This is a genomic window from Micromonospora sp. WMMB482 (genome assembly GCF_019038635.1).
Lineage (GTDB): Bacteria > Actinomycetota > Actinomycetes > Mycobacteriales > Micromonosporaceae > Micromonospora > Micromonospora marina.
In genome coordinates, this window is the sequence record NZ_JAHOPD010000020.1 from 1,364,895 (window position 1) to 1,390,514 (window position 25,620).

The window sequence follows — 25,620 nt, forward strand, 5'->3', positions numbered from 1 at the left end:
GATCGACACCGGCTCGGCGAAGTGGTCATGTCACGGAGCCTCTGATGCCACCACTTCGGGGAACTGGTGTTGATCTTTCGGGGATGGGGGGCGGTGATCAGGTGACCGTGACCGTGACTGTGTGCCAGCCGGTCGCGCCGTCGGGGGCGACCGGAGCGCGCTGTTCCGTCTGGGTCTCACCAGTCGTGTCGGTCGCCCGCACCTGGAGCGTGTGCTCGCCCGGCGTCGCGTCCCACCGCCAGGACCACTGCACCCAGGTGTCCGCCGACACCGCCGGGGCGAGCGTCGCCTCCTGCCAGGCGCCGCCGTCGACGCGTACCTCGACGCGGGCGATGCCGCGGTGCTGCGCCCACGCCACACCGGCCACCGTCACCGGCCCGGCCGCCGGGCGGCTGCGGGGCCGGGGCGTGTCGATCCGGGACTGCGTCTTGATCGGGCCCTGCGCGGACCAGCCGCGCGGCACCCAGTACGCGTCGAAGTCGGCGAAGCTGGTCAGCTCCAGCTCGGTGAGCCACTTGCAGGCCGACACGTACCCGTAGAGGCCGGGCACCACCATCCGCACCGGGAAGCCGTGCTGGATCGGCAGCGGCTCGCCGTTCATGCCGACCGCGAGCAGCGCGTCCCGCCCGTCGCGCAGCACCGAGGTGGGCGTGCCGCAGGTCCAGCCGTCGACCGAGCGCCCGACCACCTGGTCCGCGCCGTCGACCGGACCGGCCTCGTCGAGCAGCTCCTTGATCGGTACGCCGAGCCAGCGCGCGTTGCCGATCAGGTCACCGCCCACCTCGTTGGAGACGCAGGCGAGCGTCACGTACCGCTCGACCATCGGGCGGGCCAGCAGGTCGTCGAAGCTCAGTTCGATCGGGTTGCGCACCCGCCCGTGGATCCGCAACCGCCAGGTGGCCGGGTCCACCTGCGGCACCACCAGCGCCGTGTCGATCCGGTAGAACTCCCGGTTCGGCGTCACGTACGGCGCGAGCCGGGGCAGCGACAGGTCCGCTCCGGTCGGCACCTGCGGGGCGGGCACGGCCGGGGCGGGCAGCGTCACCGCCTCCCGGGCCGCCGAGACGCCGCGCCGCCCGGCCAGCCAGTGCCCGCCCAGCCCCGCCACCGCCGCCGCGCCGGTCAGCAGGCCGGCGCCACGCAGGAACCGCCGCCGCGACTCCGCGTCGTCGTCGTGCCGGACCGGCTCCCAGCCGCCGGGGGTCTCCCCCTCGCGGGCGAGCGCGGCGACCGCCGGAGGCGGTGCGGACGGATGCATGGGCGGCGGCGTGGCGCGGGGTACCCGATCGCCGTCCGCCGCGTCGGCCCCGTCGCGTTCCGCCGGTCCGGTCCCGGCCCGGCCGCGCCGCGCGGCGTCGAACCGGTCGCGCCCGACCCGGTCGGCGCTCAGCGGTCCGGCCACGAACGCCCAGAGCGTCAGCGCGCCCAGTCCGCCGCCGACCAGGGAGGGCAGCGCGTCGAACGCGTCCGCGCCGGCCCGGGTCAGCGCGGCGGCGACGCCGAGCACTGTGAACGCGGCGATGCCGGCCAGGCCGATCACCAGCCGCCGGGCCGCTGCCAGACCGAGCAGCGCTCCGAACGCGGCCAGCAGCAGCGCCGTCCCGGCCAGCAGGGCGATCTTGTCGTACGTGCCGAAGACGTCGATGGCGAACTGCTTGAGCGGCTCGGGCACCAGGTCGACGACGAGTCCGCCGACGGCGACGAGCGGAGCGGACCGGGGACCGGTCAGGACCGCCACGGGTTCGGCGGTGCCGAGTGCCACCACTGCGGCGACGACACCGGCAAGTGCCGCGCGGCGGCGGGAGAGGGTGCTCACGGCGTCCAGTCTGGTCGACCCGCCGGGCCGGCTGCCAATGTCGTCAGCGTTCCGTAAGCAGATACGCGTCAGGGCACACCGCCGAATCGGCGGTGTGCCCTGACGTCGGGCCGTGCTCCTCGGGTCAGAAACCCGGGCCGTGCTGGTGGCCGTGACCGTGCGAGTGGCCGTGCCCACCGGCGGCGGCCGGCTCCGGCTCGGCCGGCTTCTCCACCACGAGGCTCTCGGTGGTGAGCAGCAGGCCGGCGATCGAGGCGGCGTTGCTGACCGCGTTGCGGGTCACCTTCACCGGGTCGATGATGCCGGACTTGGCCAGGTCGACGTACTCGCCGGTGGCGGCGTCGAGGCCGTGGCCCCAGTCCTTGCCGACCACCTTCTGCACCACCACGTAACCGTCGTGGCCGGCGTTCTGGGCGATCCAGCGCAGCGGCTCGACGAGCGACTTGCGCACGATCGAGACGCCGACCTTCTCGTCACCGGTGAAGCCCAGGTCGTCGTCGAGCGCCGGCAGGATCTGGGCCAGGGCGGCGCCGCCACCCGGGACCGTACCCTCCTCGACCGCGGCCTTGGTCGCGGCGATGGCGTCCTCGATGCGGTGCTTGCGCTCCTTCATCTCGACCTCGGTGGCCGCGCCGACCTTGATCACGGCGATGCCGCCGGAGAGCTTCGCCAGCCGCTCGGCCAGCTTCTCCCGGTCCCACTCGGAGTCGGACGCCTCGATCTCCTTGCGGATCTGCGCGACCCGGTCGGCGACCTCGGCGGACTGCCCGCCACCGTCCACGACGGTGGTGTTCTCCTTGTCGACCACGACGCGACGGGCGGTGCCGAGCACCTCCAGGCCGACCTGGTCGAGCTTGTAGCCCAGCTCCGGGGCGACCAGCTCGGCGCCGGTCAGGATCGCCATGTCCTGCAGCATCGCCTTGCGGCGGTCACCGAAGCCGGGGGCCTTGACCGCGCAGACCTTGACGGTCTTGCGCAGCGCGTTGACCACGAGCGTGGACAGGGCCTGGCCCTCGACGTCCTCGGCGACGATGAGCAGCGGCTTGTTGTTCTGGAGAACCTTCTCCAGCAGCGGCAGCAGCTCCTCGATCGCCGAGATCTTCTGGGTGGTGATCAGGATGTACGGGTCCTCCAGGACCGCCTCCTGCGCCTCCAGATCGGTGACGAAGTTGGGCGAGATGAAGCCCTTGTCGAACTGGAGACCCTCGGTCACCTCCAGCTCGGTGACGAGCGCGGAGCCCTCCTCGACGGTGATGACGCCGTCGCGGCCGACCTTCTCCATCGCCTCGGCGATCAGCTCGCCGATGGCGGCGTCCTGCGCGGAGACGGTCGCGACGTGCGCGATCGACTCCTTGCCGGAGACCTCGACGGCCTTGCCGAGCAGCGCCTCGGAGACCTTGGCGGCCGCCGCGTCGATGCCCCGCTTGAGGCCGGTCGGGTTGGCACCGGCGGCCACGTTGCGCAGGCCCTCCCGGACCATCGCCTGGGCCAGCACGGTGGCGGTCGTGGTCCCGTCGCCGGCGACGTCGTTGGTCTTGGTCGCCACCTCCTTGACCAGCTGCGCGCCGAGGTTCTCGTACGGGTTGGTGAGCTCGATCTCCTTGGCGATGGTCACGCCGTCGTTGGTGATCGTGGGCGCACCGAACTTCTTGTCCAGGACGACGTTGCGCCCGCGCGGGCCGAGGGTGACCTTCACCGCGTCCGCGAGGGCGTTGACACCGTGCTCCAGCAGGTGCCGGGCGTCGTCCGAGAAGCTGAGGATCTTCGCCATCAGTATCCCTTCGAAGCGACGTTGCCCCGGCCCGGCGAGCCGGACCGGGGCAACGACACTGATCGGTTGCTTACTTCTCGATGACCGCGAGGACGTCGCGGGCGGAGAGCACCAGGTACTCCTCGCCGGCGTACTTGACCTCGGTGCCGCCGTACTTCGAGTAGAGGACGGTGTCGCCGACCTTCACGTCGATCGGCACGCGGTTGCCCTTGTCGTCGATCCGGCCCGGGCCGACAGCGAGGACGGTGCCCTCCTGCGGCTTCTCCTTGGCGGTGTCGGGGATCACGATGCCCGAGGCGGTGGTGGTCTCGGCCTCGTTCGCCTGGACCACGATGCGGTCCTCGAGCGGCTTGATCGCAACCTTGGTCGCGGTAGTCACGGGCATACCCTCCCGGGTACTTGGTGTCGTTGCCGGCCGGCACGCCGACCAGCGTCAATCTGCCTCATGCCACCGGGCGGGGCCGTCGTCGCGGGTGCCGGTCCGCCTGGCGCTCAACCCCCGGGCGCGAGGCTCGGGTGTTGGCACCCTCAGGGTGAGAGTGCTAATCGCAGGTTATTCCTCGGCTAGCACTCCGTCAAGGAGAGTGCCAACGCGTCGCCCTCCGTGTCGCGCCGGAACCGGGCCGGGACAATGAGCGCGTGGATCTCGACCAGCTCGCCGCGCTGCGTACCCCCGAGGGGTCGGCGGCGCTCGCCGCGGCCGGGCGGGTGGCCGGCGGCGACCCGCTGGCGGCGGCGGCCGCGCTGCGCTCGGCCGGCATCCCCGGCGGGCTCGCGGCGGCGGCGCTCACCCAGGCGGAGCTGCGCCGCCGGGCGGCCGGCAAGTTCGGCGTGGCGGCGGCCGGGATGTTCCTCACCCGGGCGGGGCTGGAACAGGCAACCCGCCTCGCGGTCGCCGACCGGCGCGCGGCACGGCTGCGCGCCGCGGGCGTGACCACGCTGGCCGACCTGGGGTGCGGCCTGGGGGCCGACGCGCTCGCCGCGGCCCGCGCCGGCATCCGGGTGTACGCGGTGGAGGCCGACCCGGTGACCGCCGAGATGGCCGCCGCGAACGCCGAGGCGGCCGGGCTCGCCGGCCTGGTGACAGTCGAGTGCGGGGACGCCACGACGTTCGACGTGACAGGGGTCGACGCGGTGTTCTGCGATCCGGCGCGGCGGCGGGCGGGCACCGGCCGGCGCGTCTTCGACCCGAACGCCTACTCGCCGCCGTGGGACTTCGTCACCGGCCTGGCCGCCCGGGTGCCGCGCACTGTGGTGAAGGTGGCGCCCGGGCTGGACCACGCGCTGATTCCGGCGGGCGCGGAGGCGGAGTGGGTGAGCGTCGACGGCGACCTGGTCGAAGCCGCGCTGTGGTGCGGCGACCTGGCCGAGGTCCCGCGCCGCGCCACACTGCTGCGCGAGAAGGAAGGGCCCCTTCTTAACGCCTCCGGTAGTAAAAGGGTCCCCTCCTATCACCTCACCGGAACCGGCGCGGTCGAGGCGCCGGTGGGACCGGTGCGGCGGTTCCTGTACGACCCGGATCCGGCGGTGGTACGCGCACACCTGGTCGCCGAGCTGGCCGCCGGCCTCGACGCCACGCTCGCCGACCCGTCGATCGCCTACCTGTACGCCGACGAGGCCCGGCCCACCCCGTTCGCCCGCTGCCTGGAGATCACCGACGTGCTGCCGTTCTCGTTGAAGCGGCTGCGCGCCCTGCTGCGGGAGCGGCGGGTCGGCCGGGTCGAGATCCGCAAGCGCGGTTCGGCGCTGGAGCCGGAGAAGCTGCGCCGCGACCTGCGGCTGTCCGGCGACGAGGCGGCGAGCCTGGCGCTGACCCGGGTCGGGGGCGATCCCACGGTGCTCGTCTGCCGGCCGGCTCCAGCCGGCGGTTGACCCGGCTCGCGGTGTCGCGGCGCGCGGGTTAGCTTGAGCCCATGGCGGGCCCTGGCACTCCGGCGATCGCGTTGCTGAGCAAGCGGAAGATCGCGCACAGCACCCACACCTACGACGTGTCGCCGGACGCGCCGAACTACGGCGCGCTCGTCGCGACCGCGCTCGGGGTGGCGCCGGAGCGCGTGTTCAAGTCGCTCGTCACCGAGGTCGACGGCGGGCTGACGGTGGCGGTGGTGCCGGTGACCGGCGAGCTGGATCTGAAGGCGCTCGCCGCCGCGGCCGGCGGCAAGCGGGCGACGATGGCCGACCGTACGACGGCCGAGCGGGCGACCGGGTACGTCCGCGGCGGCATCAGCCCGCTGGGGCAGCGCAGGCGGCTACCGACTGTTGTCGACGCCTCCGCGCTGGCGTACCCGACGGTGTACGTCTCGGCGGGTCGCCGGGGGTTGCAGGTGCAGCTCGCACCGACGGATCTGGTGGCGCTGACCGGGGCGACGACGGCATCGATCGCGGCCATCTGAGCGGCCGCCTGAGCGGGCTCGTGACGGTACGTGTGGGAGCGTTCCCGGAGCGCGCTCTCCCGGCGGTGTCCACTGGGTGACAACCGCGTTGCTGAATTGTTACCGCCGCCAACAAACTTCTGACCTCGGCAGTCTTGCGGCGCACGGGAGACGGGGAATACGTTGCCGGACACAACAAAACATCACCACTCCCCCACCTCCGAAAGGACCCTGCACATGCGCAAGGGCTTCCTCACCTTCGCGGCCGTCGGTCTTCTCGCGACCGGCAGCATGGCCGCCTGCGGTGACAACGGCGGTTCGTCCGACGAGGCCGGCGGCTCCAACGCCAAGAAGCCGAAGATCGGCGTGATCCTGCCGGACAGCAAGTCCTCCGCCCGCTGGGAGGGCGCGGACCGCAAGTACCTGAAGGCGGCGTTCGACGCGGCCGGCGTCGAGTCCGACATCCAGAACGCGCAGAACGACAAGACCGCGTTCCAGACCATCGCCGACCAGATGATCACCAACGGCGTCAACGTCCTGATGATCGTCAACCTGGACTCCGGCACCGGCAAGGCCGTGCTCGACAAGGCCAAGTCGCAGGGCGTCGCGACCATCGACTACGACCGGCTGACCCTGGGCGGCTCCGCCCAGTACTACGTCAGCTTCGACAACGAGGCCGTCGGCAAGCTCCAGGGCGAGGGCCTGAGCAAGTGCCTGACCGACAAGGGCGTCAAGAACCCGTCGATCGCGTACCTGAACGGCTCGCCGACCGACAACAACGCCACCCTGTTCAAGAACGGGTACGACTCGGTGCTCAAGCCGAAGTTCGACTCGAAGGAGTACACCAAGGTCGCCGACGACTCGGTGCCGGCCTGGGACAACGCGCAGGCCGCGACGATCTTCGAGCAGCAGCTGACCAAGGCCCGCGGCAAGATCGACGGCGTGCTCGCCGCCAACGACGGTCTCGGCAACGCGGCCATCTCGGTGCTGAAGAAGAACAAGCTCAACGGCAAGGTCCCGGTGACCGGTCAGGACGCCACCAAGGAGGGCCTGCAGAACATCCTCGCCGGTGACCAGTGCATGACCGTCTACAAGGCGGTCAAGCAGGAGGCGGACGCCGCCGCCGAGCTGGCCATCGCGCTCGCCAAGGGCGAGACGAAGGACACCGGCCAGACGGTCAAGGACCCGGAGGGCAACCGGGACGTGCCGGCCGTGCTGCTGGAGCCCAAGGCCATCTACAAGGACAACGTCAAGGACGTGGTGGCCGACGGCTACGTCACCAAGGAAGAGCTCTGCACCGGTGCCTTCGCGAAGCTCTGCACCGACGCCGGCGTGAGCTGACCCACCCGCCTCAGGCGGCGCCGCCCGGCACGGGTTCTCCCGTGCCGGGCGGCGCCCGCGCCGGACGGGATCCGAGACCTCCCTCCGCCCAAAGGAGAACCCCGTGTCCGCAACCCCCCTGCTGGAGCTACGCGGGATCGACAAGAGCTTCGGTCCCGTCCAGGTGCTGCGCGACGTCGCCTTCGCCGCGCACGCCGGCGAGGTGACAGCGCTCGTCGGTGACAACGGCGCCGGCAAGTCGACCCTGGTCAAGTGCATCAGCGGCATCCACCCCACCGACGGCGGCGAGTTCGTCTTCGACGGCAGGCCGGTCAGCATCAACAGCCCCCGGGACGCCGCCGCGCTCGGGATCGAGGTCGTCTACCAGGACCTCGCGCTCTGCGACAACCTCGACATCGTGCAGAACATGTTCCTCGGCCGGGAGAAGCGCAGCGGCATCGTGCTCGACGAGCCGACCATGGAGCAGATGGCCGCCGAGACGCTCGCCGGCCTGAGCGTGCGCACCGTGAAGTCGCTGCGCCAGCACGTCTCCAGCCTCTCCGGCGGCCAGCGCCAGACCGTCGCCATCGCCAAGGCCGTGCTCTGGAACAGCCGGCTGGTCATCCTGGACGAGCCGACCGCCGCGCTCGGCGTCGCGCAGACCGCCCAGGTGCTGGAACTGGTGCGCCGGCTGGCCGACAACGGCCTGGCCGTGGTGCTCATCTCGCACAACATGAACGACGTCTTCGCCGTCTCCGACCGGATCGCCGCGCTCTACCTCGGCCAGATGGTCGCCCAGGTGAAGACCACCGACATCACCCACTCGCAGGTGGTCGAGCTGATCACCGCCGGCCGCGCTGGCAGCCTCGGCCTCACCGGCGAGCCGGGCGGCAACGGCGCCGCGCCCGCCGACACCACCCCAGGAGCCGTCCGATGACCGCCACCGTCATGAAGAAGGAAGGCCCGGCCGGCGTCACGCCGACACCGACCCTGGGCAGCCACGTGAACAACTACTGGCGCCGGGTACGCGGCGGCGACATCGGTGCGCTCCCCGCCGTGGTCATGCTCGTCGCACTGGCAGTGGGCTTCTCGATCGCCCGCCCGTCGTTCTTCACCGCCGGCAACCTGGCGAACCTGTTCACCCAGGGCGCGGCGGTCACGCTCATCGCCATGGGACTGGTCTTCGTCCTGCTGCTCGGCGAGATCGACCTCTCCGCCGGCTTCGCCAGCGGCGTCTGCGCCGCGATCCTGGCCAACGTCGTCACGGTGCTCGGCTACCCCTGGTACGTGGCGGTGCTCTCCGCCGTCGTCACCGGCGTGGTGATCGGCACCGTGCTGGGCCTGCTGGTCGCCAAGGTCGGCATCCCCTCCTTCGTGGTGACGCTCGCCGGGTTCCTGGCCTTCCAGGGCGTCGTGCTGACGCTCATGGACGAGGGCGCCAACATCGCGGTCCGGGACGACGTGCTCGTCGCGATCGCCAACCGCAACCTCCCCCCCGTACTGGGCTGGGCGCTGGCCGCCGTCGCCGTTGCCGGGTACGCGGCAGTGCAGTTGCTGCGGCACCGAAACCGCGCCGCCCGCGGCCTACTCACCGACCCGATCGCGGTGGTAGCCGGCCGGATCGCCGGCCTGGCCGTGATCCTCGGCGTGGCGGTCTACGTGCTCAACCTGGAGCGCAGCCGCAACGTGCTCGTCGTCTCGCTCAAGGGCGTACCGATCGTGGTGCCGATCATCGCGATCCTGCTCGTCGTCTGGACGTTCGTGCTCCAGCGCACAAGCTACGGCCGGCACATCTACGCGGTCGGCGGTAACGCCGAGGCGGCCCGCCGGGCCGGCATCAACGTCGACCGGATCCGTGTCTCCGTGTTCATCATCTGCTCCTCGATGGCCGCGATCGGCGGCATCGTGGCCGCCAGCCGGGCCAACTCGGTCGACCCCAACACCGGTGGCAGTAACGTACTGCTCTACGCCGTCGGCGCGGCGGTGATCGGCGGCACCAGCCTCTTCGGCGGCAAGGGCCGGGTCCTCGACGCCGTGCTCGGTGGCGCGGTGGTAGCGGTCATCGACAACGGTATGGGACTGATGGGATACAGCTCGGGCGTCAAGTTCGTGGTCACCGGCGTGGTGCTGCTCGCCGCCGCGACCATCGACGCGCTGTCGCGTCGGCGGGCCGCCGCCACCGGCACGCGCTGACCCGGGGTACGGAAACACCATGGCGGTGGCGATGCGCGCGGGCCCCAGTCAGGACGAGATCCGTCGGCAGAACCTGGGCGCATTGCTCCGCTACGTGCACGTCCACGGCGCCACCACGCGGGCCGAGCTGACCACGGCGCTCGGCCTCAACCGCAGCACCATCGGCGCGCTGACCGCGGACCTGGCCGGCGCCGGTCTGGTCAGCGAGGGGACGCCGAAGGAGACCGGCCGGGCCGGACGACCGTCACTCGTCGTCCGGCCCGAGTCGGAGCGGGTCTACGCGTACGCGTACAGCGTCGAGGTGGACCGGCTGCGGGCGGCGCGCGTCGGGCTCGGCGGTGAGGTGCTCGACCGCCGGGAGATGGACCGGCCGCGCACACTGGTCGCCGGGGAGGCGGCCCCGCTGCTCGCCGGCGCGGTCAAGGAGATGCACCAGGCGGTGCCGCCGGACGCGGTCTGTGTGGGGGCCGGCCTGGCGGTGTGCGGCATGGTGCGCCGCGAGGACGGCCTGGTCCGGCTCAGCCCGACCACCGGCTGGGTGGATGAGCCGATCGGTGCGGCGCTCGCCGACGAGCTGGGGATAGACGTGCCCATCACGGTGGGCAACGTGGCCGACGTGGCCGCGTACGCCGAGCACGCCCGGGGCGCGGCGGTCGGCTGCGACAACGTCATCTACATCTACGGCGACGTCGGCGTGGGCGCGGGCATCATCGCCGGGGGCCGTCGGCTGACCGGGCACGGCGGCTACGGCGGCGAGGTCGGCCACATGGTGGTGGTCCGCGACGGGGTGCGCTGCGACTGCGGCCGGCGCGGCTGCTGGGAGACCGAAATCGGCGAGCACGGGCTGCTGCGCGCCGCCGGCCGGTCCGAGGCGCGTGGCCGGGACGCGCTGCTCGCCGTCTTCGACGCCGCCGACCGCGGCGACGCCCGCGCCCAGACCGCGGTACGGCAGGCCGGCGACTGGCTCGGCTTCGGCGTCGCGAACCTGGTGAACATCTTCAACCCGGAGATGGTCATCTTCGGCGGCACCATGCGCGACCTCTACCTGGCCGCCGCGGCGCAGGTACGCAGCCGGCTCAACTCGAACGGGCTGCCCGCGTGCCTGGAACACGTGCGGCTGCGTACGCCGAAGCTCGGCGGCGACGCGGCGCTGATCGGCGCCGCCGAACTGGCCTTCGAACGACTCCTCGCCGACCCGCTGAACTGATCGGCCCGCCGATCCGTACCAGTGTGCGGACGGACGGCAGGCTTGCGCGGCCGTCCACGACACCCCGCGTACCGGTCCGGACCGAGGAGGCACCGCAACCATGGCATCGCTGGAATCCGCACGCCGCAGGCTGGCGAACCGGGTGGTACTGCTGCTCGCCGCGCTGGGCGCGGGGATCGGTGTCGTTCCCGGGACGGCGCAGGCCGCACCCACTCCCGGCGTGCAGATGAACGCCGCGGACATGACGTTGCTCAACGGCGTACGGCTGGCCGGGTTGTGGGAGATGCCGGCCGGACTGATGGCGGCCGAGAAGGGGCAGTCAGCCCGGGTACGCGAGGTCGGCGCGGAGATCGCCAAGCAGCACGCGGAGCTGGACGAGCTCGTGGTGCAGGCGGCCAACAAGCTGGGTGCCACGCTGCCGAGCGACCCGACCGGCGAGCAGAAGGGGTGGCTGACCGAGATGCAGAACGCCACCGGCGCCCGGTTCGACCAGATCTTCGTCACCCGGCTGCGGGTCGCCCACGGCAAGATCTTCCCGGTGATCGGCGCGGTCCGGGCCAGCACCCGCGACCCGATCGTGCGCAAGCTGGCCGAGGACGCCAACAAGTTCGTCAACGACCACATGACCATGCTGGAGAGCACCGGGCTGGTGCGCTGGCAGCAGTTGCCGCCGGCTGCGCTGCCGCCCGCGCAGAGCGACTCGCTCGTAGCCGCCGCCCAGGCCAACGTGGGCAGCGGCGGTGGGCTCCAGGTCGGCACCGGGGTGGTGTGGGCGGTGTTCCTGATCGCGCTCGGCACCGGCGGGTACGCGACCTGGCGGCTGACCCGCCGTTCGTGACCCGGCCGTCGAGCGGGCCCCGGCACGTCCGCCGGGGCCCGTCGCGTGTCCTCAGCCGTGCCAGGACCGCCACAGCGCGGCGTACGAGCCACCGGCCGCGACCAGCTCGTCGTGTGATCCGAGTTCGGTGATCCGGCCGTCGTCGACCACCGCCACGCGGTCCGCGTCGTGCGCGGAGAAGAGCCGGTGCGCGATGGCGATGACGGTACGGCCGTGCAGCACCGCCGCCAGCGACCGTTCCAGGGCCCGGGCCGCCCGCGGGTCGATCAGCGAGGTGGCCTCGTCCAGCACCAGCGTGTGCGGGTCGGCGAGCACCAGCCGGGCCAGCGCGACCTGCTGCGCCTGCGCGGGGGTGAGCGGGTGGCCGCCCGCGCCGACCGGCGTGTCGAGCCCGTCCGGCAGGGCCAGCGCCCAGTCCAGTGCGTCGACTGCGGACAGCGCCGCGCGTACCCGCGCCGGGTCGGCGTCCGGCCGGACCATCGCCACGTTGTCGGCGAGCGTGCCGATGAACACGTGGTGCTCCTGACTGACGAGTGCGACATGGGTACGCAGCTCGGCCAGGGGCATTCCGGCGAGTGGACGGCCGTCCACGGTCACCGTCCCGGCGCTCGGTGCGTGCACGCCGGCCAGCAGCCGGCCCAGCGTCGACTTGCCCGCCCCGGACGGGCCGACCATCGCGAGCCGCTCCCCCGGCCGGGGTTCCAGCGTCACGCCGTGCAGCACGTCGTGTCCCGGGCGGTACGCGTACCGGACGTCGTGCGCGGCGAGCCGGCCCGCGCCGCCGGTCCGGGCCGGCGCGGGGGATGCCGGGGCGCGCTCGTCCGGCTCGGCGGCCACCCCGAGCAGCCGGGCCAGCGACGCGCCGCCGACCTGGAACTCGTCCAGCCAGCCGAGCAGCCGCTCGATCGGGTCGGTGAGCTGCTGGGCGTAGAGCGTGGCGGCGGTGACCTGGCCGAGGCTGGCCCAGCCCTTCATGTGGAACCAGCCGCCGATGAGCAGGGTCGCCACCATCGGCACCAGGTAGCCGAACTCGGCCACCGGCCAGAACACGGTCCGCAGGTGGAGCGTGTAACGCTCGGCCGCGTACGACCGGCGGATGTCCGCGTCGCCACGGGCCCGGCGGCGGGCCGCCTGCCGCAGCGCCTCGGTGGTCCGCGCCCCCTCGACCGTCTCGCTGATCCCGTCGGTGATGTCCGAGTAGGCGGCGTTCTCCCGCAGGTAGCCCTGCGGCGCGCGGCGCAGGTACCAGCGGGTGCCGGCCCACAGCACCGGCACCGCCAGGAGGCTGGGCAGCGCCAGCAGTGGGCCGGTCAGCACCAGCGCGCCGACGATCAGCAGCACGGTCAGCGCCGCGATGAGCGTCTCCGGCCCGGCGAACCGGACGGTACGGGACAGCGCGGCGACGTCCCGGGAGGTGCGGGTGAGCAGGTCGCCGGTGCCGGCCCGCTCGACTGTGGCCAGCGGCAGCGCGAGCACCCGGTCGACGAACTCCTCCCGCAGCTCGGCGAGCACCCGCTCACCGAGCCGGGCCGAGGCCAGGTGCGCGAAGCGGACCAGCACGGCCTGCACCACCACGAACGCGGCGATGGCCGCCACGACCCGGTCCACCGTCGTCTCGGCGATGCCCTGGGAGATCCCCTCCACCAGGTCACCGAGCAGGCGCGGGGCGACGAGCCCGGCGCCCGCGGCGAGCGCGTGCAGGCCGAGCGCGGCGGCCAGGCCACGCGGGTGACGGCGGATCAGCTCCCGCACGTACCGGCGGACCTGGGCGACGTCGGCGACGGGTAACGCGTTGCTCATCGGTCCTCCTTCCGGCTCACCGTGGCGGCGTAGCGCGGCTCGGCGGCGAGCAGTTCCTCGTGCCGGCCCTCGGCGACGACCTTGCCGTCCTCCACGAAGACCACGTGGTCGGCGTGACCGAGCACCAGCGGGCTCGTGGTGCAGACGAGTGTGGTGCGTCCGTGGCGGGCCGGGCCGAGCCGTTCGGCGATGCGCGCCTCGGTGTGCGCGTCCACCGCGCTGGTCGGCTCGACCAGGATCAACGTCTCCGGGTCGGCGACGAGCGCGCGGGCCAGCCGCAGCCGTTGCCGCTGCCCGCCGGAGAACTCCCGGCCGCGTTCGGCGACCTCGCCGTCCAGGCCGCCGGGCAGCGCCTCGACGATGTCGGTGGCGCTCGCCGCCGCCAGTGCCGCCGCCACCGCGCCGGGCTCGGCCCGGTCGTGCGGGTCCAGCTCCGTGCGCAGCACGCCGCTGAACAGCTGCGCGTCGTTGTCGGCCACCAGGATCCGCTCCCGCACCGTCGCCAGCGCCACGTCCCGCAGCGGTACGCCGTGCAGCGTGACGTCCCCGTCGGCGTACCGGCCGAGCCGGTCGGCGATCTCGGCGGCGTCCTGCGGGGTGGCGGCGGCGAGTGCGGTGAGCCGCCCCGGTCGCAGCACCAGCCCGGAACGGACGTCCGCCAGCTCGCCCGGTCCGGCCGGCACCGGCACCGGGGTGGCCGGGTCGGTGAACTCCGGCGCGAGCCGCAGCAACCGGACCACCCGGCGGGCCGCGACGTGTCCCCGGGTCAGCTTGTCGGCCGCCTCGGTGAGGTTGCGCAGCGGGCTCACCAGGAACGCGCTGTAGCCGTAGAACGAGACCAGCTCGCCGGCGCTGATCTCACCGCGCAGCGCGAACCGGGCGCCGAGCCAGGTCACCAGCACCACGAAGACGCCGGGCAGCAGGATCTGCGCGGCCTGCAACAGCGACTCGATCCGGGCCACCCGCAGCCCGTCCGCGCGCAACGCCTGCGACCGTTGCCGGTAGCGCTCGGACAGCACCGGCTCGCCGCCGACTCCGCGCAGCACGCGCAGGCCGGAGACGATGTCCGCGGCCCGGGCGGTGAGCCCGCCGGTCGAGTCCCGGTACGCGGCCTGCTGCCGGTGCAGCGGGCGGATCAGCAACGCCACGAGCGCCATCAGCAGCGGCACTCCGAGCACCACCACGAGGCCGAGCGGCTGGGAGGCGCTGAGCAGGATCACCGCGACGGTGACGATGGCGACCACCGAGCCGGCGCCCCGCGCGGTGATGTCGATGGCGCCGCCGATGTGCTCGATGTCGGCGGTGCCGATGCTCACCACCTCGCCCGCCGCGACCCGCCGGGGCAGCGCGGCGCCGAGGCGGTTGGTGGCGTCCACTGTGACCTGCACGGTGCGGTAGGCGGCGCCGAGCCAGTTGTGCACCGCGCAGCGGTGGCGCAGGATCCCGGCGACGGCCTGCACCAGACCCAGCCCGAGCAGGGCCAGACTCCAGCGCACCAGCGCGTCCGGGTCGCGCTGGGCCAGGCCGGCTTCCACGGCGCGGCCGAGCACGGCCGGCACCAGCGCCTGGGCCAGCATCCAGATCACGCCGAGCGCGAGACCGGCGCCGAAGATGACGGGGTGCCGCCCGGCGAGCCACACGAGGTATCGGGTGGCCGACCGCGCGTCGGGGGTGCCGGGATCGCCGGCCGGTGAGAAGCGCATGGCCCACCGACGCTAGGTGCCGGGGCGACCCGCGCGCCAACCAATTCCGGCCGTCGTGACGACCGTCGCGTCAGCGGTCGACCTGGGTGAAGTCCCAGCTGTGCGGCGGGCGGGCGATCAGGCGCGCCGGCGGCTCGGGCAGCTCCCGGGGATTGTTCCGCCACTTGGAGACCACCACGAGCCGGTGGTCGGTGGAGGAGAACACCTCGCTGGAGACGTGCATCGGGTCGTGCTCGAACTCGGGTAGCGCGGTCTCGCAGACCCAGGTGATCAGGTCGGCGAAGCCGTACGGCTCGGCCTTGGCCTCCCACATACGGACGATCATGTCGGTCCCCTCCCCGCTCACACGCTGACCACTGTCAGCGGCATCGCCGAGTCGGCCGGCAGGTCCAGCCGGCTCGGCGCGACGCCCGCGGCCACCAGGTGGGAGCCGAGCGCGGCCACCATCGCGCCGTTGTCAGTGCAGAGCTTCGGCCGGGGCGTACGCACCCGGATGCCGTGCCTGCCGGCCCGCTGCTCGGCCATCGCCCGCAGCCGGGAGTTGGCCGCCACGCCGCCGCCGATCACCAGTGTGTCGATGCCGCTGCTGCGGCACGCGTCGATCGCCTTGCCGACGAGCACGTCGCAGACCGCCTCCTGGAAGGACGCGGCCACGTCGGCGACCGGTACCGGCTCACCGGCCCGCTGCCGCGCCTCCACCCAGCGGGCCACGGCCGTCTTCAGGCCGGAGAAGGAGAAGTCGTACCGGTGCCCGACCAGGTCCTTCGCGGCGGTCAGCCCGCGCGGGAAGACGATCGACGCCGGGTCACCGGCGCGCGCCTCGCGGTCGATGTACGGTCCGCCGGGGAACGGCAGCCCGAGCAGGCGGGCCACCTTGTCGAACGCCTCACCGGCCGCGTCGTCGATGGTGGCGCCGAGCGGTACCACGTCGCGGGCCAGGTCGTCGACGCGCAGCAGCGAGGAGTGCCCGCCGGAGACCAGCAGCGCGATCGCGGGCTCGGGCAACGGGCCGTGTTCGAGGGTGTCCACCGCGACGTGCGCGGCGAGGTGGTTCACGCCGTACACCGGCTTCTCCGCCGCCACCGCGTACCCCTTGGCGGCGGCGACCCCGACGAGCAGCGCGCCGGCCAGGCCCGGCCCGGAGGTCACGGCGATGGCGTCGATGTCGGCGATGGTGACGCCTGCCTCGCGCAGCGCCCGGTCCATGGTCGGCACGATGGCCTCCAGGTGGGCGCGGCTGGCCACCTCGGGCACCACGCCGCCGAACCGGGCGTGCTCCTCGACGCTGGAGGCGAGCGCGTCGGCGAGCAGCGTGTGCCCGCGCACGATGCCCACGCCGGTCTCGTCGCAGGAGGTCTCGATGCCGAGGATCAGGGGTTCGTCAGCCATGCGCGTCAGTCCTCGTTGCGCTGCATGACCAGCGCGTCGGTGTTGCTCGGTTGGTAGTAGCCGCGCCGTACGCCGATCGGCTCGAAGCCGTAGGTGGCGTAGAGCCGTTGCGCGGGGGCGTTGTCCGCGGCGACCTCCAGCAGCGTGCTGCGGGTGCCGCGCCGGGCCGCCTCGGCGAGCAGCGCCTCCAGCAGCAGGCGGCCGATCCCCCGGCGCTGGACGTCCCGGCGGACCGCGACGTTCTGCACCCACGCCTCGTCGGGCGGGGACACGGCCAGCCCGGCGTAGCCGAGCAGGCTGCCGTCGTCGTCGGTGGCGACCAGGTAGAAGTGCCCGTTGGCGAGTTCGTTCCAGAACATCGCCGCCGACCACTGCTCGGCGCCGAACAGGTCCGCCTCGATGGGCAGCACCTCGTCGATGTGCCACCAGCGGAACCGGCCCAGCCTCATGGCAGGACCGGCTTGTGGCCGGTGGCCGCGACCGCGTCCGGGCGACGCAGGTAGAGCGGGGTGAGCGTCTCGCCGGGCGCGCCCGCGCGGATCCGCGGCGCCGCGAGACGGGCCAGCGCCAGCGGGTCCGGGTAGCGCGGCTCGTCGCGTACCGGCAGCCCCAGCACGTCCGCGTACCGATGTGCGCCGTCGCCGACCGCGACGGTGACCGCCAGGCCGCGCGCCCGTTCCGCGACCACCGCCGGGGCCGCCACCTCCGGCCCGGCCAGGCGCTGGCCGGCACCGTCGTAGACGGCCCAGTAGATCTCCCGGCGCCGCGCGTCGCTCGCGGCCAGCACCGGCTCGCCGGCGGCCGCCGGGTGGCCGATCCCGTCCAGCGAGCAGACGCCGTACGTGGGTGCGCCGAGCACCTGACCCATGGTCGCGGCGGTGACCAGCCCGACGCGCAGCCCGGTGAACGGGCCCGGGCCGAGGCCGGCGACGATCGCGGCCAGGTCGGCGGGCCGCGCGCCTACGTCGGCCAGCACGGCGTCGACCTGCGGCGCGAGCAGCTCGCCGTGGGCGCGGGCGTCGACAGTGCACCGGGACGCGCGGAGCGCGACGCCGTCCGCCGAGACCTCGGCCAGGGCGGCGGTCACCGCGGGCGTCGAGGAGTCCACCACGAGTACGAGCACGGTAAGCCAGCCTAGTCGTCCGCTCCGCCCGCCCCGGGCACGCCCTCGCCGCACGACCGGTCACGGTGCGTAGCGCCCGGATCAAAGAGAAGCGGTGCGAGCCTTATGCCTCTGAGTCATATTCATGACTCAGAGGCATAACGCTGAGAAGAGGACTGCCATTCTCCGGGGATGACGGAGAGTCGCCTCGTTCGGCAGGTCGCCCGCACCCTGCGGCGTGAACGCGAACAAGCAGGGCTCACCCAGCAGGCGCTGGCCGCCCGGTCCGGGCTCAGTCAGGCCGCCATCGCCCGGATCGAACGCGGCGACCGGCTGCCGAGCCTGACCACAGCGGAACGCCTGCTCGCCTCGCTCGGCCGGCAGCTGCGGATCGAGGTCGAACCGCTGGACAGCCACCTGGACGCCGCGCTGGACGAGATGGCCGGGATGGTGCTTGCCGAGCGGATCGACGTTCTCGGGCTGGACCGGATCATGGACGCCCTGGGCGACCTGCCGTACGTGCTGTCGGGCGGCACGGCGGCACTACTGCAGGGCGCGCCGTTGCCGGTGGAGGCGGTCGAGATCGCGGTGCGCTGGCGGGACTCGCGGCAGTTCAGCGCGCTCCTCGATCGCGTCTACGCGCGGCGCTGGGACGCCCGATGGCAGGTGTGGGGCGGCATCCACACGGAGCCCGATGAGCCGGGCGACCACCGCTGGTGGACCCGCTACGGCGAACTGCGGGCCCGGATGTGCGACGAACTGCCCGAGCCCATCGAGGTCCGCCTCGGTGAACGTACGTATCCGGTCGAGCCGCTGGTCGAGGTGGAGGTGACCGACCGGCGCACGGCCGAACTGCTGTCCCGGTACCGCCGGCGCCTCGCCGCGGCGGGCGAGGCGCCGGACGGGTCAGCCGGCTGAGCGCTCCCAGTCGACGGTGGGCAGCCCCGCGTCGGCCAGCGCCTTGTTCGCCGCGCTGAACGGGCGGCTGCCGAGGAAGCCGCGCGGGTTCATCGGGCTCGGGTGCCCGGCCTCCAGCACCACGTGCTGCGGGCTGGTCACCAGCGCCGCCTTCTTGCGTGCGTAGCCGCCCCACAGCAGGAAGACCACGCGCTGGTCGAGCGCGTCGAGCGCCCGGATGGTGGCGTCGGTGAACTCCTCCCAGCCCCGGTTCGCGTGCGAGCCGGGCGTGGCCTGCCGCACCGTCAGCACCGAGTTGAGCAGCAGAACACCCTGCGCGGCCCAGCCGTCGAGGTTGCCGCTGCGCGGCTTCGGCACGCCCAGGTCCTCGCCCAGCTCCTTGAAGACGTTGCGCAGCGACGGCGGCACCGCCACCCCCTCGCGCACGCTGAAGCTGAGCCCGTGCGCCTGCCCCGCCTTGTGGTACGGATCCTGCCCCAGGATGAGCACCCGGGTGTCGGCCGGGCCGCACAGCCGGTAGGCGGAGAAGAGATCCTCCAGCGGCGGGAAGACGGTGGCGGTCGCGTACTCCCGGGCGACGAACTCGGCCAGCGCCGCGGTGCGGGCCGGGTCCAGGTGGGGGGCGAGCGCCTCTCGCCACGGCTCGGGCAGGAGTGCCATCAGGTCGAGGGCGGGGGCGTCGTCGGGCATCGGCAACCTTTCGCAGTCGTCCCCGGGACTCTAGGCAGCGGGTACGACAGCGCTCAGCCGAGGGTGGCCAGCCGGGCGGCCCAGTCGCCGCCGGCCGGTTCCAGTGTGACCGCCCGGGTGTCGTCGTCGCGGCGGTCGATGCGTACCCGCAGATGTGCGTCGACGAGCTGCTCGACCATCCCTTCGCCCCACTCCACCACGGTGACCGCATCGTCCACCGAGGCGTCCAGGTCGAGGTCGTCGATCTCCGCGCGCGGGTCGGCGGCCTCACCCAGGCGGTACGCGTCGGCGTGCACGAGCGTCACCCGGCCGCCCCGAGCCGGGTCGGGCCGGTGCACCCGGGCGATGACGAACGTGGGCGAGGTGATGGCCCCGCGTACGCCGAGGCCGGCACCGATGCCCTGGGTCAGCGCCGTCTTGCCGGCCCCGAGCGGGCCGCTGAGCAGCAGCAGGTCACCAGCGCGCAGCACCCCGGCCAGCCGCCGCCCGAACTCGTGGGTGTCCTCGACGGTCTTCAGCTCCACGACCACCGTCATAGCGAGTCCAGGAACCTCTCCAGCGCCGCGTTCACCTCGTCGGCGTGCTCCAGCATCACCACGTGCCCACTGTCGTTGATCTTCACGAACTCGGCGTGCGGCAGCCGCCGGACGATCTCCTCGGAGTGCGTCACCGGGGTGATCATGTCCTTGTCCCCCACGATCACCAGCACCGGCGTGCCGGCCAGCGCGGCCAGCGCCGGGAACCGGGAGTGGGTCGCGATCGTGCGCAGGTAGCGGGTGACCGTGTCGGCCGAGGTGCGCGAGTTCATCGTCTCGACGTACGACACCAGGGCCGGGCTCGGCTTCGAGGTGCCGAAGCCGTACTTGCGGGTGAGCAGCCAGGCCACGTTCGAGGTCGACCGGCGCGCCCGGTCGATCACGGTGCCGCCGTACCGGGTGGCGTTGCTCATCATGTAGAGCACCGGCGAGCCGACCCGGCCGAGCAGCGCGGGCGCCACCAGCTTGGTCTCCGCCGCCAGACCGCCCGAGGTGGCCATCAGCACGGTGCCGACCACCCGGTCGCCGAACATCTCCGGGTACAGCTCGGCCAACGCCATGATCGTCATGCCGCCCATGGAGTGCCCGACCAGCACCAGCGGGCCGTCCGGGGCCACCTCGTCGAGCACCCGGCGCAGCGTGTGGCCCAGCGCGGTCAGGTCGTACTCACCGCTCTCCAGCCGGCCGGAGCGGCCGTGCCCCGGCTGGTCGTACGCGACCACCCGGTAGTCGCCGCGCTCGGCGAGCCGCTTGCGCTGGAAGTGGAAGGTGCCCATGTCCAGGCAGAACCCGTGCACCAGCACCACCGTCGGGTGCCCCTCCACCGGACGGGCCGGCTCGACCACCTCCACGTGGATGTCGGTGCCGTCCGGCATCTCCAGCCGGTACGCCTCGTCGTGGCGCTGCTCGCCGAAGACCTCGTCGGCGTACCGGTCGGCCGGGTCGTTCTTGAGCCGGCGGACCAGCACCCGCTCGCTGACCACGCCCGCCGCGAGCCCGGCGGCGGCCACACCGACGGCGGCGCCGACCAGCCCCGCCACCTTGCCGGCGGCGGTACGCGGTCGCGGCAACCGGACACTCATGCGCGCTCGCCGTCGTAGACGCGGGGCACGCGCACGCCGCCGAAACGGGTCACGATCTCGTAGTTGATGGTGCCGACCGCCTCGGCCCAGTCGTCGGCGGTGGGCTCGCCGTCCGCGCCACTGCCGAACAGCGTCGCCACGTCGCCGTCGGTCACCTCGTCGTCGCCGCAGTCGACCACGAACTGGTCCATGCAGACCCGCCCGGAGATCGTCCGGCGCTTGCCGGCGAGCTGCACCGGGCCGGTGCTGGAGGCGTGCCGCGGCACCCCGTCGGCGTAGCCGAGCGGCACCACCGCGAGGTTGGCCTCCTGCTCGGTCAGGTAGGTGTGGCCGTAGGACACGCCGGTACCGGCCGCCACCCGCTTGGTGAGCATCACCCGGGCGCGGGCGGTCATGGCGGGACGCAGACCGAACCGCTCGCCCGCGACCGGCGACAGGCCGTAGACGGCGATGCCGGGACGGACCAGGTCGAAGTGGGTGTCCGGCCGGGTCAGCGTGGCGGCCGAGTTGGCCAGGTGCCGGTAGCGCGGACGCAGGCCGGCGCGCGTCACCATCTCCAGCCCTTCCCGGAACACGGCGAGCTGGCGGTCGGTGGTGGGGTGGCCGGGCGAGTCCGCGTACACGAAGTGGCTCCACACGCCGACCACCTCGACCAGGCCGTCGGCCTGGGCCTTCGCGGCGGCCTCCAGCAGCGCCGGCCAGTCGGCGACGGTGGCGCCGCCCCGGGCCAGCCCGGTGTCGATCTTGAGATGCAGCCGGGCCGGGCGGCCCGCCCGGCGGCTCGCCTGGGTCATCTCGTCGAGCTGGGTGAGGCTGGCGCAGCCGAGGTCGACGCCGACGGTGATCCCGTCGTGCAGCGGCAGGCCGGGGCTGAGCAGCCAGGCCAGCACCGGCGCGGTGATGCCCTCCTCGCGCAGCCGCAGCGCCTCGTCCAGCGTGCAGACGCCGAGCTGGTCCGCCCCGGCGTCGAGCGCCGCGCGGGCGGCCGGCACCATGCCGTGGCCGTACCCGTCGCCCTTGACCACCGCCATCAGCTCGGCGCTGGTGCCGGCCCTGAGCCGGGTCACGTTCTCCCGGATCGCGTCCAGGTCGACGCGCACCTCCGACTGCCACATGTCCCCAGCCTACTTCCGTCAGTGATCATCAGCGCCGTGAGCCGTGCGGGCGGCGCCCGCCGCCACCGGCTGCCGCCCGGATCAGCCCAGCCGGGCCAGTACCGGACGCAACGCCGCGGCCACGTCGGGCGCGGTCACCGGACCGCCACGCGCCGCCTCCCGGCCGGCCAGCCCGTGCAGGTACGCCGCGGCGGCGGCCGCCCGCTCCGGGGCCAGCCCGGCGGCGAGCAGCGAGCCGAGCAGCCCGGCCAGCACGTCGCCGGTGCCACCGGTGGCGAGCACCGGGGTGCCGGTCGGGTTCACGTACGCGCGGCCGTCGGGCGTGCCGATGACCGTGCGGTCGCCCTTGAGCAGCACCACCGCGTTCATCCAGGCGGCCAGCCGCAGCGCGGCGGCGACCCGGTCCTCCCCCGGCATCTCGCCGCAGAGCCGGGCGTACTCCCGGTCGTGCGGCGTCACCACGATCGGCGCGTCCCGGCCGCGCAGCCGGTCGGCCAGCTTGCCGTCGACGAGCAGCGTCAGCGCGTCCGCGTCGAGCACCACCGGCACCGGCGCGGCGAGCACCGCACGTACCTCGGCGGCGGAGTCCTCGCCGGTGCCGAGCCCGGAGCCGCAGACCCACGCCTGCACCCGCCCCGCGTCGGCGACCCGGCCGGTGGCGATCACCGACGGGTGCTGGTGCAGCACCTCGTCCTTGGCGCTTCCGGCGTAGCGGACCAGGCCGGTGGGACCGGCGAGCGCCCCGGCGACCGAGAGCACGGCGGCGCCGGGGTAGGTGGCCGAGCCGGTGGCCACGCCGACCACGCCCCGGGAGTACTTCTCCGACGACGCGCCGAGCGCCGGCCACCAGTCGGCCACGTCCGTCTGCTCGACCACCTGGAGCGCCGGTGTGCCGCGCAGCCACGGCGTCAGCCCGATGTCGACCAGCTCGACCTCGCCGGCCAGCTCGGCCGCCGGGCCGACGACCAGGGCCGGCTTAAGCGCACCGAAGGCGACCGTCACGTCGGCGCGGACCGCCCGGGGCCGCCCGGCGTCGGTGAGCGGGACGTGGCCGGTGTCGACGGCGACGCCGCTCGGCACGTCGACCGCGACCACGGTGGCGGGTGTGCCGTCGCGCCCGCGCTGCCCGGTCAGGCTCGCGGCCAGCTGCTCGGCCGTCTCGCGGAGCCCTCCGGTGCCGCCGATGCCCACGATGCCGTCGAGCACCAGGTCGACCACCGCGGGCGGCCGGTCGGCCACACGCCCACCGGCGGCGCGCAGGGCGGCCAGGCTCTCGGCGTGCGCCCGGCCCGGCGTGAGGAGCAGCGCGGTCACCGCCGCGCCCCGGCGGGCCAGGTGCGCGCCCGCGAACAGGGCGTCGCCGCCGTTGTCGCCGGACCCGACGAGCACCAGCACCCGGGCGCCGTAGACGCCGCCCCGGCCGGCGAGCAGCAACGCGCAGCGGCGGGCCAGCCCGGCCGCGGCCCGCTGCATGAGCGCACCGGCCGGAAGGGTGGCCATCAGGCCCGCTTCCGCCGCGCGAACGTCCGCGACCCGCCACACCTGTCTCATGCCACCCCGCCCCGCTCGTCGCGCCGGCTCAGCGTCCGCTTCGCGGCTCCCCCGATCACGGCCTCACCCTACCGGCGGTACGCGCCCGGGACCGGCTCGCGGACCGGCCCTGTGGACAACCCGGAACGTTGTCCACAGGGGTCGGCGGCCGCCGTCGGGTGCCGCCTAACGTCCCGGTGTCCGGGGCCGGCCGATGGCGCCGGGCGAGGGAGGGCACGTGGTGGAGAGACCGTTCGACGTCGACCCGGAGCTGCTGCGATCGGTGGCGCGCGAGCTGGCCGACGACGCGTACCGGCTGGCCTGCGGGCCGGGCGCGGCGCCGGAGTCGTTGCTGGTGGCGGCGCCGGACGGCTGGCGGTCCGCGGGGGCGCTGGCCGACCTGGAGTCGGCCGTGCGGCGCTGGTCCGGCGCGCTCGGCGCCCGGGTGGCCGACACCGCTCAGGCGTTGCGCAGCGGGGCGGACGGCTACGAGGCGGTGGACGAACGCGCTGCCCGCCGCCTCACCGGGGTGCTGCGATGAGCGGCGGCGCTCCCGGGCAGCCCGTGCCCGGCTCCGGACGGTCCGGCGGCCCGGCGGACGCCCCGGTCGGGTACGCGCAGCTCTGGCGGGCCGATCCGGGCGCCTGGTCCACCGCCGGGGTGGCCTGGCGAGGGCTCGACGGGCCGGTGCGCCGCCGCGCCGACGCGCTGACCGCCCGGATCGGCGCGCTCCGGCCCGGGTGGTCGGGAACGGCCGCGACTGCCGCGCAGCGGCGGATCGGGGACCTGCGCACCGGCCTCACCGACGTGCTGCCCGCACTGGTCGAGGTCGACCAGGTGCTCGCCGAGTTCGGCGCCCGGCTGGGCGCGGCGAAGGCCCGGCTCGGCGCCGAGGTGGCCCGGGCCGAGTCCGGTGGCCTGCTCGTCGACCGCACCGGCGCGGTTCGGCCCGGCCCGGCGCGGCCGGTGGCGCAGACCGGGCCGGCGGTGGTCCACGCGCGCGCCGGCATCCAGGGCGCGCTGACGCTCGCCGGCGCCGCCGACCGGGAGGCGGCCGGCCGGCTGGCGGAGCTGACCACCGCCGCGGTACGCGGCTGGGTGAGCGTCCCGCCCGCGTGGCGGCCCGGGCCCGGCGCCGGACCGGCCGAGGTGAGCCGCTGGTGGGCCGGCCTGAGCGCGGCCGAACGGCGCTGGCTGGTGGGGCGGGAACCGGGCCGGATCGGGCGCCTCGACGGGCTTCCGGCCGCCGCCCGGGACCAGGCGAACCGGCTGCTGCTCGGCGACCGGCGGGAACAGTTGCTCGCGCGGCGGCTCGCGCTGCTGCACCCGCTTCCGGCCGGGCCGCTGGAGGCGTCCCGGCGGGTCCGGTTCGCCGCCGTCGAGGCGGCGCTGCGCGGGCTGGACGGGCTCGGCGATCGGCTGGCGGCGGGCGGGGCGCCCCGGGCGTACCTGCTGGGGCTGGACCCGGCCGGCGACGGCCGCGCGGTGGTGGCGCTCGGCAACCCGGACCGCGCCGCCTCGGTGCTCACCTACGTCCCGGGCATGACCTCGGATCTCGCCGACGCGCCGGCCGAGCTGGGCCGGGCGGCACGGGTGTTGCAGCGGTGCGCGGCGCTCGGGCCGGGCGAGGAGACGGCGGCGGTGCTCTGGCTGGACTACGACGCGCCCGATTTCCTCACCGAGGCGGCCGGCACCCGGCAGGCCGAGGACGCGGGCCCGGCACTGCACCGGTTCCAGGACGGGCTGCGGGCCGCGCACGAGGGCCCACCGGCCCGGCAGACGGTGCTCGGGCACAGCTACGGCTCGCTCGTGGTCGGCGCCGCCGCGCGCGACCACGGGCTGGGCGCTGATGCGCTGGTCTTCGTCGGCTCGCCTGGGGTGGGCGTGGATCACGCCACCGACCTGCGCATGCCCGCCGGTCAGGTCTGGTCGTCGACCGCGCCGGACGACGTGATCCGGCTGGCCCGCCCGCCGGACGAGCTGGCCCGCCGCGCACTGCTCGCGGGTACGCCACTCGGTCCGGCGCTCGCCGTGCTCGACCCGCACGGCGAGCGGCTCTGGTTCGGCGCCGACCCGAGCGCGCCGGGCTTCGGCGGGAGGCGCTTCCTGAGCGCTCCGCACGGCCACACCGGCTACTGGGATCCGGACAACCCGGCGCTGGACGGCATGGCCCGGATCGTGCTGGGCCGATGACCCGCCCACGCCCCTCCGGCGGCCACCCGCGGCCATCCGGCGGCC

The 25,620-nt window shown here is 74.1% G+C and carries 24 protein-coding genes; 10 read left to right on the plus strand and 14 right to left on the minus strand.

From position 1 onward, the window contains the following. Positions 1–97: 97 nt before the first annotated feature. The 3 genes from KSK32_RS07220 to groES all read right to left on the minus strand — a co-directional run bounded on the left by KSK32_RS07220 (position 98) and on the right by groES (position 3,972). Positions 98–1,816 (minus strand): sulfite oxidase, encoded by a 1,719-nt coding sequence (locus KSK32_RS07220; protein WP_216929713.1) that lies wholly within the window; start codon positions 1,814–1,816, stop codon positions 98–100. 124 nt (positions 1,817–1,940) lie between these two features. Beyond that, complete coding sequence (groL, locus tag KSK32_RS07225) at positions 1,941–3,587, minus strand: chaperonin GroEL (protein ID WP_216929715.1); 1,647 nt, start codon at positions 3,585–3,587, stop codon at positions 1,941–1,943. Between the two features lie 70 nt (positions 3,588–3,657). Beyond that, entirely contained in the window at positions 3,658–3,972 is a 315-nt protein-coding gene (gene groES, locus KSK32_RS07230; protein WP_018222648.1) for a co-chaperone GroES, read from the minus strand. 254 nt (positions 3,973–4,226) lie between these two features. Here groES and KSK32_RS07235 point away from each other — a divergent pair, with 254 nt between their 5' ends. From KSK32_RS07235 to KSK32_RS07265, 7 genes are all read left to right on the plus strand, one after another. Next, positions 4,227–5,459, plus strand: a complete 1,233-nt coding sequence (locus tag KSK32_RS07235) for a methyltransferase domain-containing protein (RefSeq protein ID WP_216929717.1) — start codon at positions 4,227–4,229, stop codon at positions 5,457–5,459. A gap of 41 nt (positions 5,460–5,500) precedes the next feature. Continuing rightward, positions 5,501–5,980: a Cys-tRNA(Pro) deacylase gene (gene ybaK / locus KSK32_RS07240; RefSeq protein ID WP_216929719.1), complete on the plus strand. Its 480-nt coding sequence runs from the start codon at positions 5,501–5,503 to the stop codon at positions 5,978–5,980. Between the two features lie 216 nt (positions 5,981–6,196). Continuing rightward, a complete protein-coding gene (locus KSK32_RS07245; RefSeq protein ID WP_216929720.1) occupies positions 6,197–7,300 on the plus strand; it encodes a sugar ABC transporter substrate-binding protein in 1,104 nt (367 codons plus the stop codon). Between the two features lie 103 nt (positions 7,301–7,403). Continuing rightward, positions 7,404–8,216 (plus strand): ATP-binding cassette domain-containing protein, encoded by an 813-nt coding sequence (locus tag KSK32_RS07250; protein WP_216929722.1) that lies wholly within the window; start codon positions 7,404–7,406, stop codon positions 8,214–8,216. Continuing rightward, positions 8,213–9,472 (plus strand): sugar ABC transporter permease, encoded by a 1,260-nt coding sequence (locus KSK32_RS07255; RefSeq protein ID WP_216929724.1) that lies wholly within the window; start codon positions 8,213–8,215, stop codon positions 9,470–9,472. The genes KSK32_RS07250 and KSK32_RS07255 overlap by 4 nt, the downstream gene beginning before the upstream one ends. A gap of 31 nt (positions 9,473–9,503) precedes the next feature. Continuing rightward, complete coding sequence (locus tag KSK32_RS07260) at positions 9,504–10,679, plus strand: ROK family protein (protein ID WP_216935879.1); 1,176 nt, start codon at positions 9,504–9,506, stop codon at positions 10,677–10,679. 100 nt (positions 10,680–10,779) lie between these two features. Beyond that, complete coding sequence (locus KSK32_RS07265) at positions 10,780–11,517, plus strand: DUF4142 domain-containing protein (protein ID WP_216929725.1); 738 nt, start codon at positions 10,780–10,782, stop codon at positions 11,515–11,517. Positions 11,518–11,568: 51 nt separating this feature from the next. Here the strand turns inward: KSK32_RS07265 and KSK32_RS07270 are convergent, their stop codons facing one another. The 6 genes from KSK32_RS07270 to tsaB form a co-directional block, all read right to left on the minus strand. Then, a complete protein-coding gene (locus KSK32_RS07270) occupies positions 11,569–13,317 on the minus strand; it encodes an ABC transporter ATP-binding protein (protein ID WP_216929727.1) in 1,749 nt (582 codons plus the stop codon). Continuing rightward, a complete protein-coding gene (locus tag KSK32_RS07275) occupies positions 13,314–15,020 on the minus strand; it encodes an ABC transporter ATP-binding protein (RefSeq protein ID WP_216929734.1) in 1,707 nt (568 codons plus the stop codon). The genes KSK32_RS07270 and KSK32_RS07275 overlap by 4 nt, the downstream gene beginning before the upstream one ends. Positions 15,021–15,090: 70 nt before the next feature. Next, positions 15,091–15,345: a hypothetical protein gene (locus KSK32_RS07280; RefSeq protein ID WP_216929736.1), complete on the minus strand. Its 255-nt coding sequence runs from the start codon at positions 15,343–15,345 to the stop codon at positions 15,091–15,093. A 17-nt stretch (positions 15,346–15,362) separates the two neighbouring features. Further along, positions 15,363–16,409, minus strand: a complete 1,047-nt coding sequence (gene tsaD / locus KSK32_RS07285) for a tRNA (adenosine(37)-N6)-threonylcarbamoyltransferase complex transferase subunit TsaD (RefSeq protein WP_216929737.1) — start codon at positions 16,407–16,409, stop codon at positions 15,363–15,365. Positions 16,410–16,414: 5 nt separating this feature from the next. Next, positions 16,415–16,858, minus strand: coding sequence for a ribosomal protein S18-alanine N-acetyltransferase (rimI, locus tag KSK32_RS07290; RefSeq protein WP_216929739.1), 444 nt, complete (start codon positions 16,856–16,858; stop codon positions 16,415–16,417). Continuing rightward, the gene (tsaB, locus tag KSK32_RS07295; RefSeq protein WP_216929746.1) at positions 16,855–17,532 is read right to left on the minus strand and encodes a tRNA (adenosine(37)-N6)-threonylcarbamoyltransferase complex dimerization subunit type 1 TsaB; all 678 of its coding nucleotides are present in this window, start codon (positions 17,530–17,532) and stop codon (positions 16,855–16,857) included. The genes rimI and tsaB overlap by 4 nt, the downstream gene beginning before the upstream one ends. A gap of 171 nt (positions 17,533–17,703) precedes the next feature. On the opposite strand from tsaB, the gene KSK32_RS07300 reads away from it, so the two are divergent. Continuing rightward, complete coding sequence (locus KSK32_RS07300; RefSeq protein ID WP_216929748.1) at positions 17,704–18,429, plus strand: helix-turn-helix transcriptional regulator; 726 nt, start codon at positions 17,704–17,706, stop codon at positions 18,427–18,429. Here the strand turns inward: KSK32_RS07300 and ung are convergent. The 5 genes from ung to KSK32_RS07325 form a co-directional block, all read right to left on the minus strand. Beyond that, the gene (gene ung / locus KSK32_RS07305) at positions 18,418–19,119 is read right to left on the minus strand and encodes a uracil-DNA glycosylase (RefSeq protein WP_216929750.1); all 702 of its coding nucleotides are present in this window, start codon (positions 19,117–19,119) and stop codon (positions 18,418–18,420) included. The two genes, KSK32_RS07300 and ung, sit on opposite strands and share 12 nt — an antisense overlap. A gap of 53 nt (positions 19,120–19,172) precedes the next feature. Further along, positions 19,173–19,655: a tRNA (adenosine(37)-N6)-threonylcarbamoyltransferase complex ATPase subunit type 1 TsaE gene (gene tsaE, locus KSK32_RS07310; protein WP_216929758.1), complete on the minus strand. Its 483-nt coding sequence runs from the start codon at positions 19,653–19,655 to the stop codon at positions 19,173–19,175. Next, positions 19,652–20,737: an alpha/beta fold hydrolase gene (locus KSK32_RS07315; protein WP_216929760.1), complete on the minus strand. Its 1,086-nt coding sequence runs from the start codon at positions 20,735–20,737 to the stop codon at positions 19,652–19,654. Before KSK32_RS07315 ends, tsaE begins: the two co-directional genes overlap by 4 nt. Next, positions 20,734–21,852, minus strand: coding sequence for an alanine racemase (gene alr, locus KSK32_RS07320; RefSeq protein ID WP_216929762.1), 1,119 nt, complete (start codon positions 21,850–21,852; stop codon positions 20,734–20,736). The genes KSK32_RS07315 and alr overlap by 4 nt, the downstream gene beginning before the upstream one ends. Before the next feature lie 81 nt (positions 21,853–21,933). Next, on the minus strand, positions 21,934–23,403 hold the full coding sequence (locus tag KSK32_RS07325; RefSeq protein ID WP_216929764.1) for an NAD(P)H-hydrate dehydratase: 1,470 nt from the start codon (positions 23,401–23,403) through the stop codon (positions 21,934–21,936). A gap of 217 nt (positions 23,404–23,620) precedes the next feature. Here KSK32_RS07325 and KSK32_RS07330 point away from each other — a divergent pair, with 217 nt between their 5' ends. After that, positions 23,621–23,923 (plus strand): type VII secretion target, encoded by a 303-nt coding sequence (locus KSK32_RS07330; protein ID WP_216929765.1) that lies wholly within the window; start codon positions 23,621–23,623, stop codon positions 23,921–23,923. Next, a complete protein-coding gene (locus KSK32_RS07335; RefSeq protein WP_216929767.1) occupies positions 23,920–25,575 on the plus strand; it encodes an alpha/beta hydrolase in 1,656 nt (551 codons plus the stop codon). The genes KSK32_RS07330 and KSK32_RS07335 overlap by 4 nt, the downstream gene beginning before the upstream one ends. Positions 25,576–25,620 lie beyond the last annotated feature (45 nt).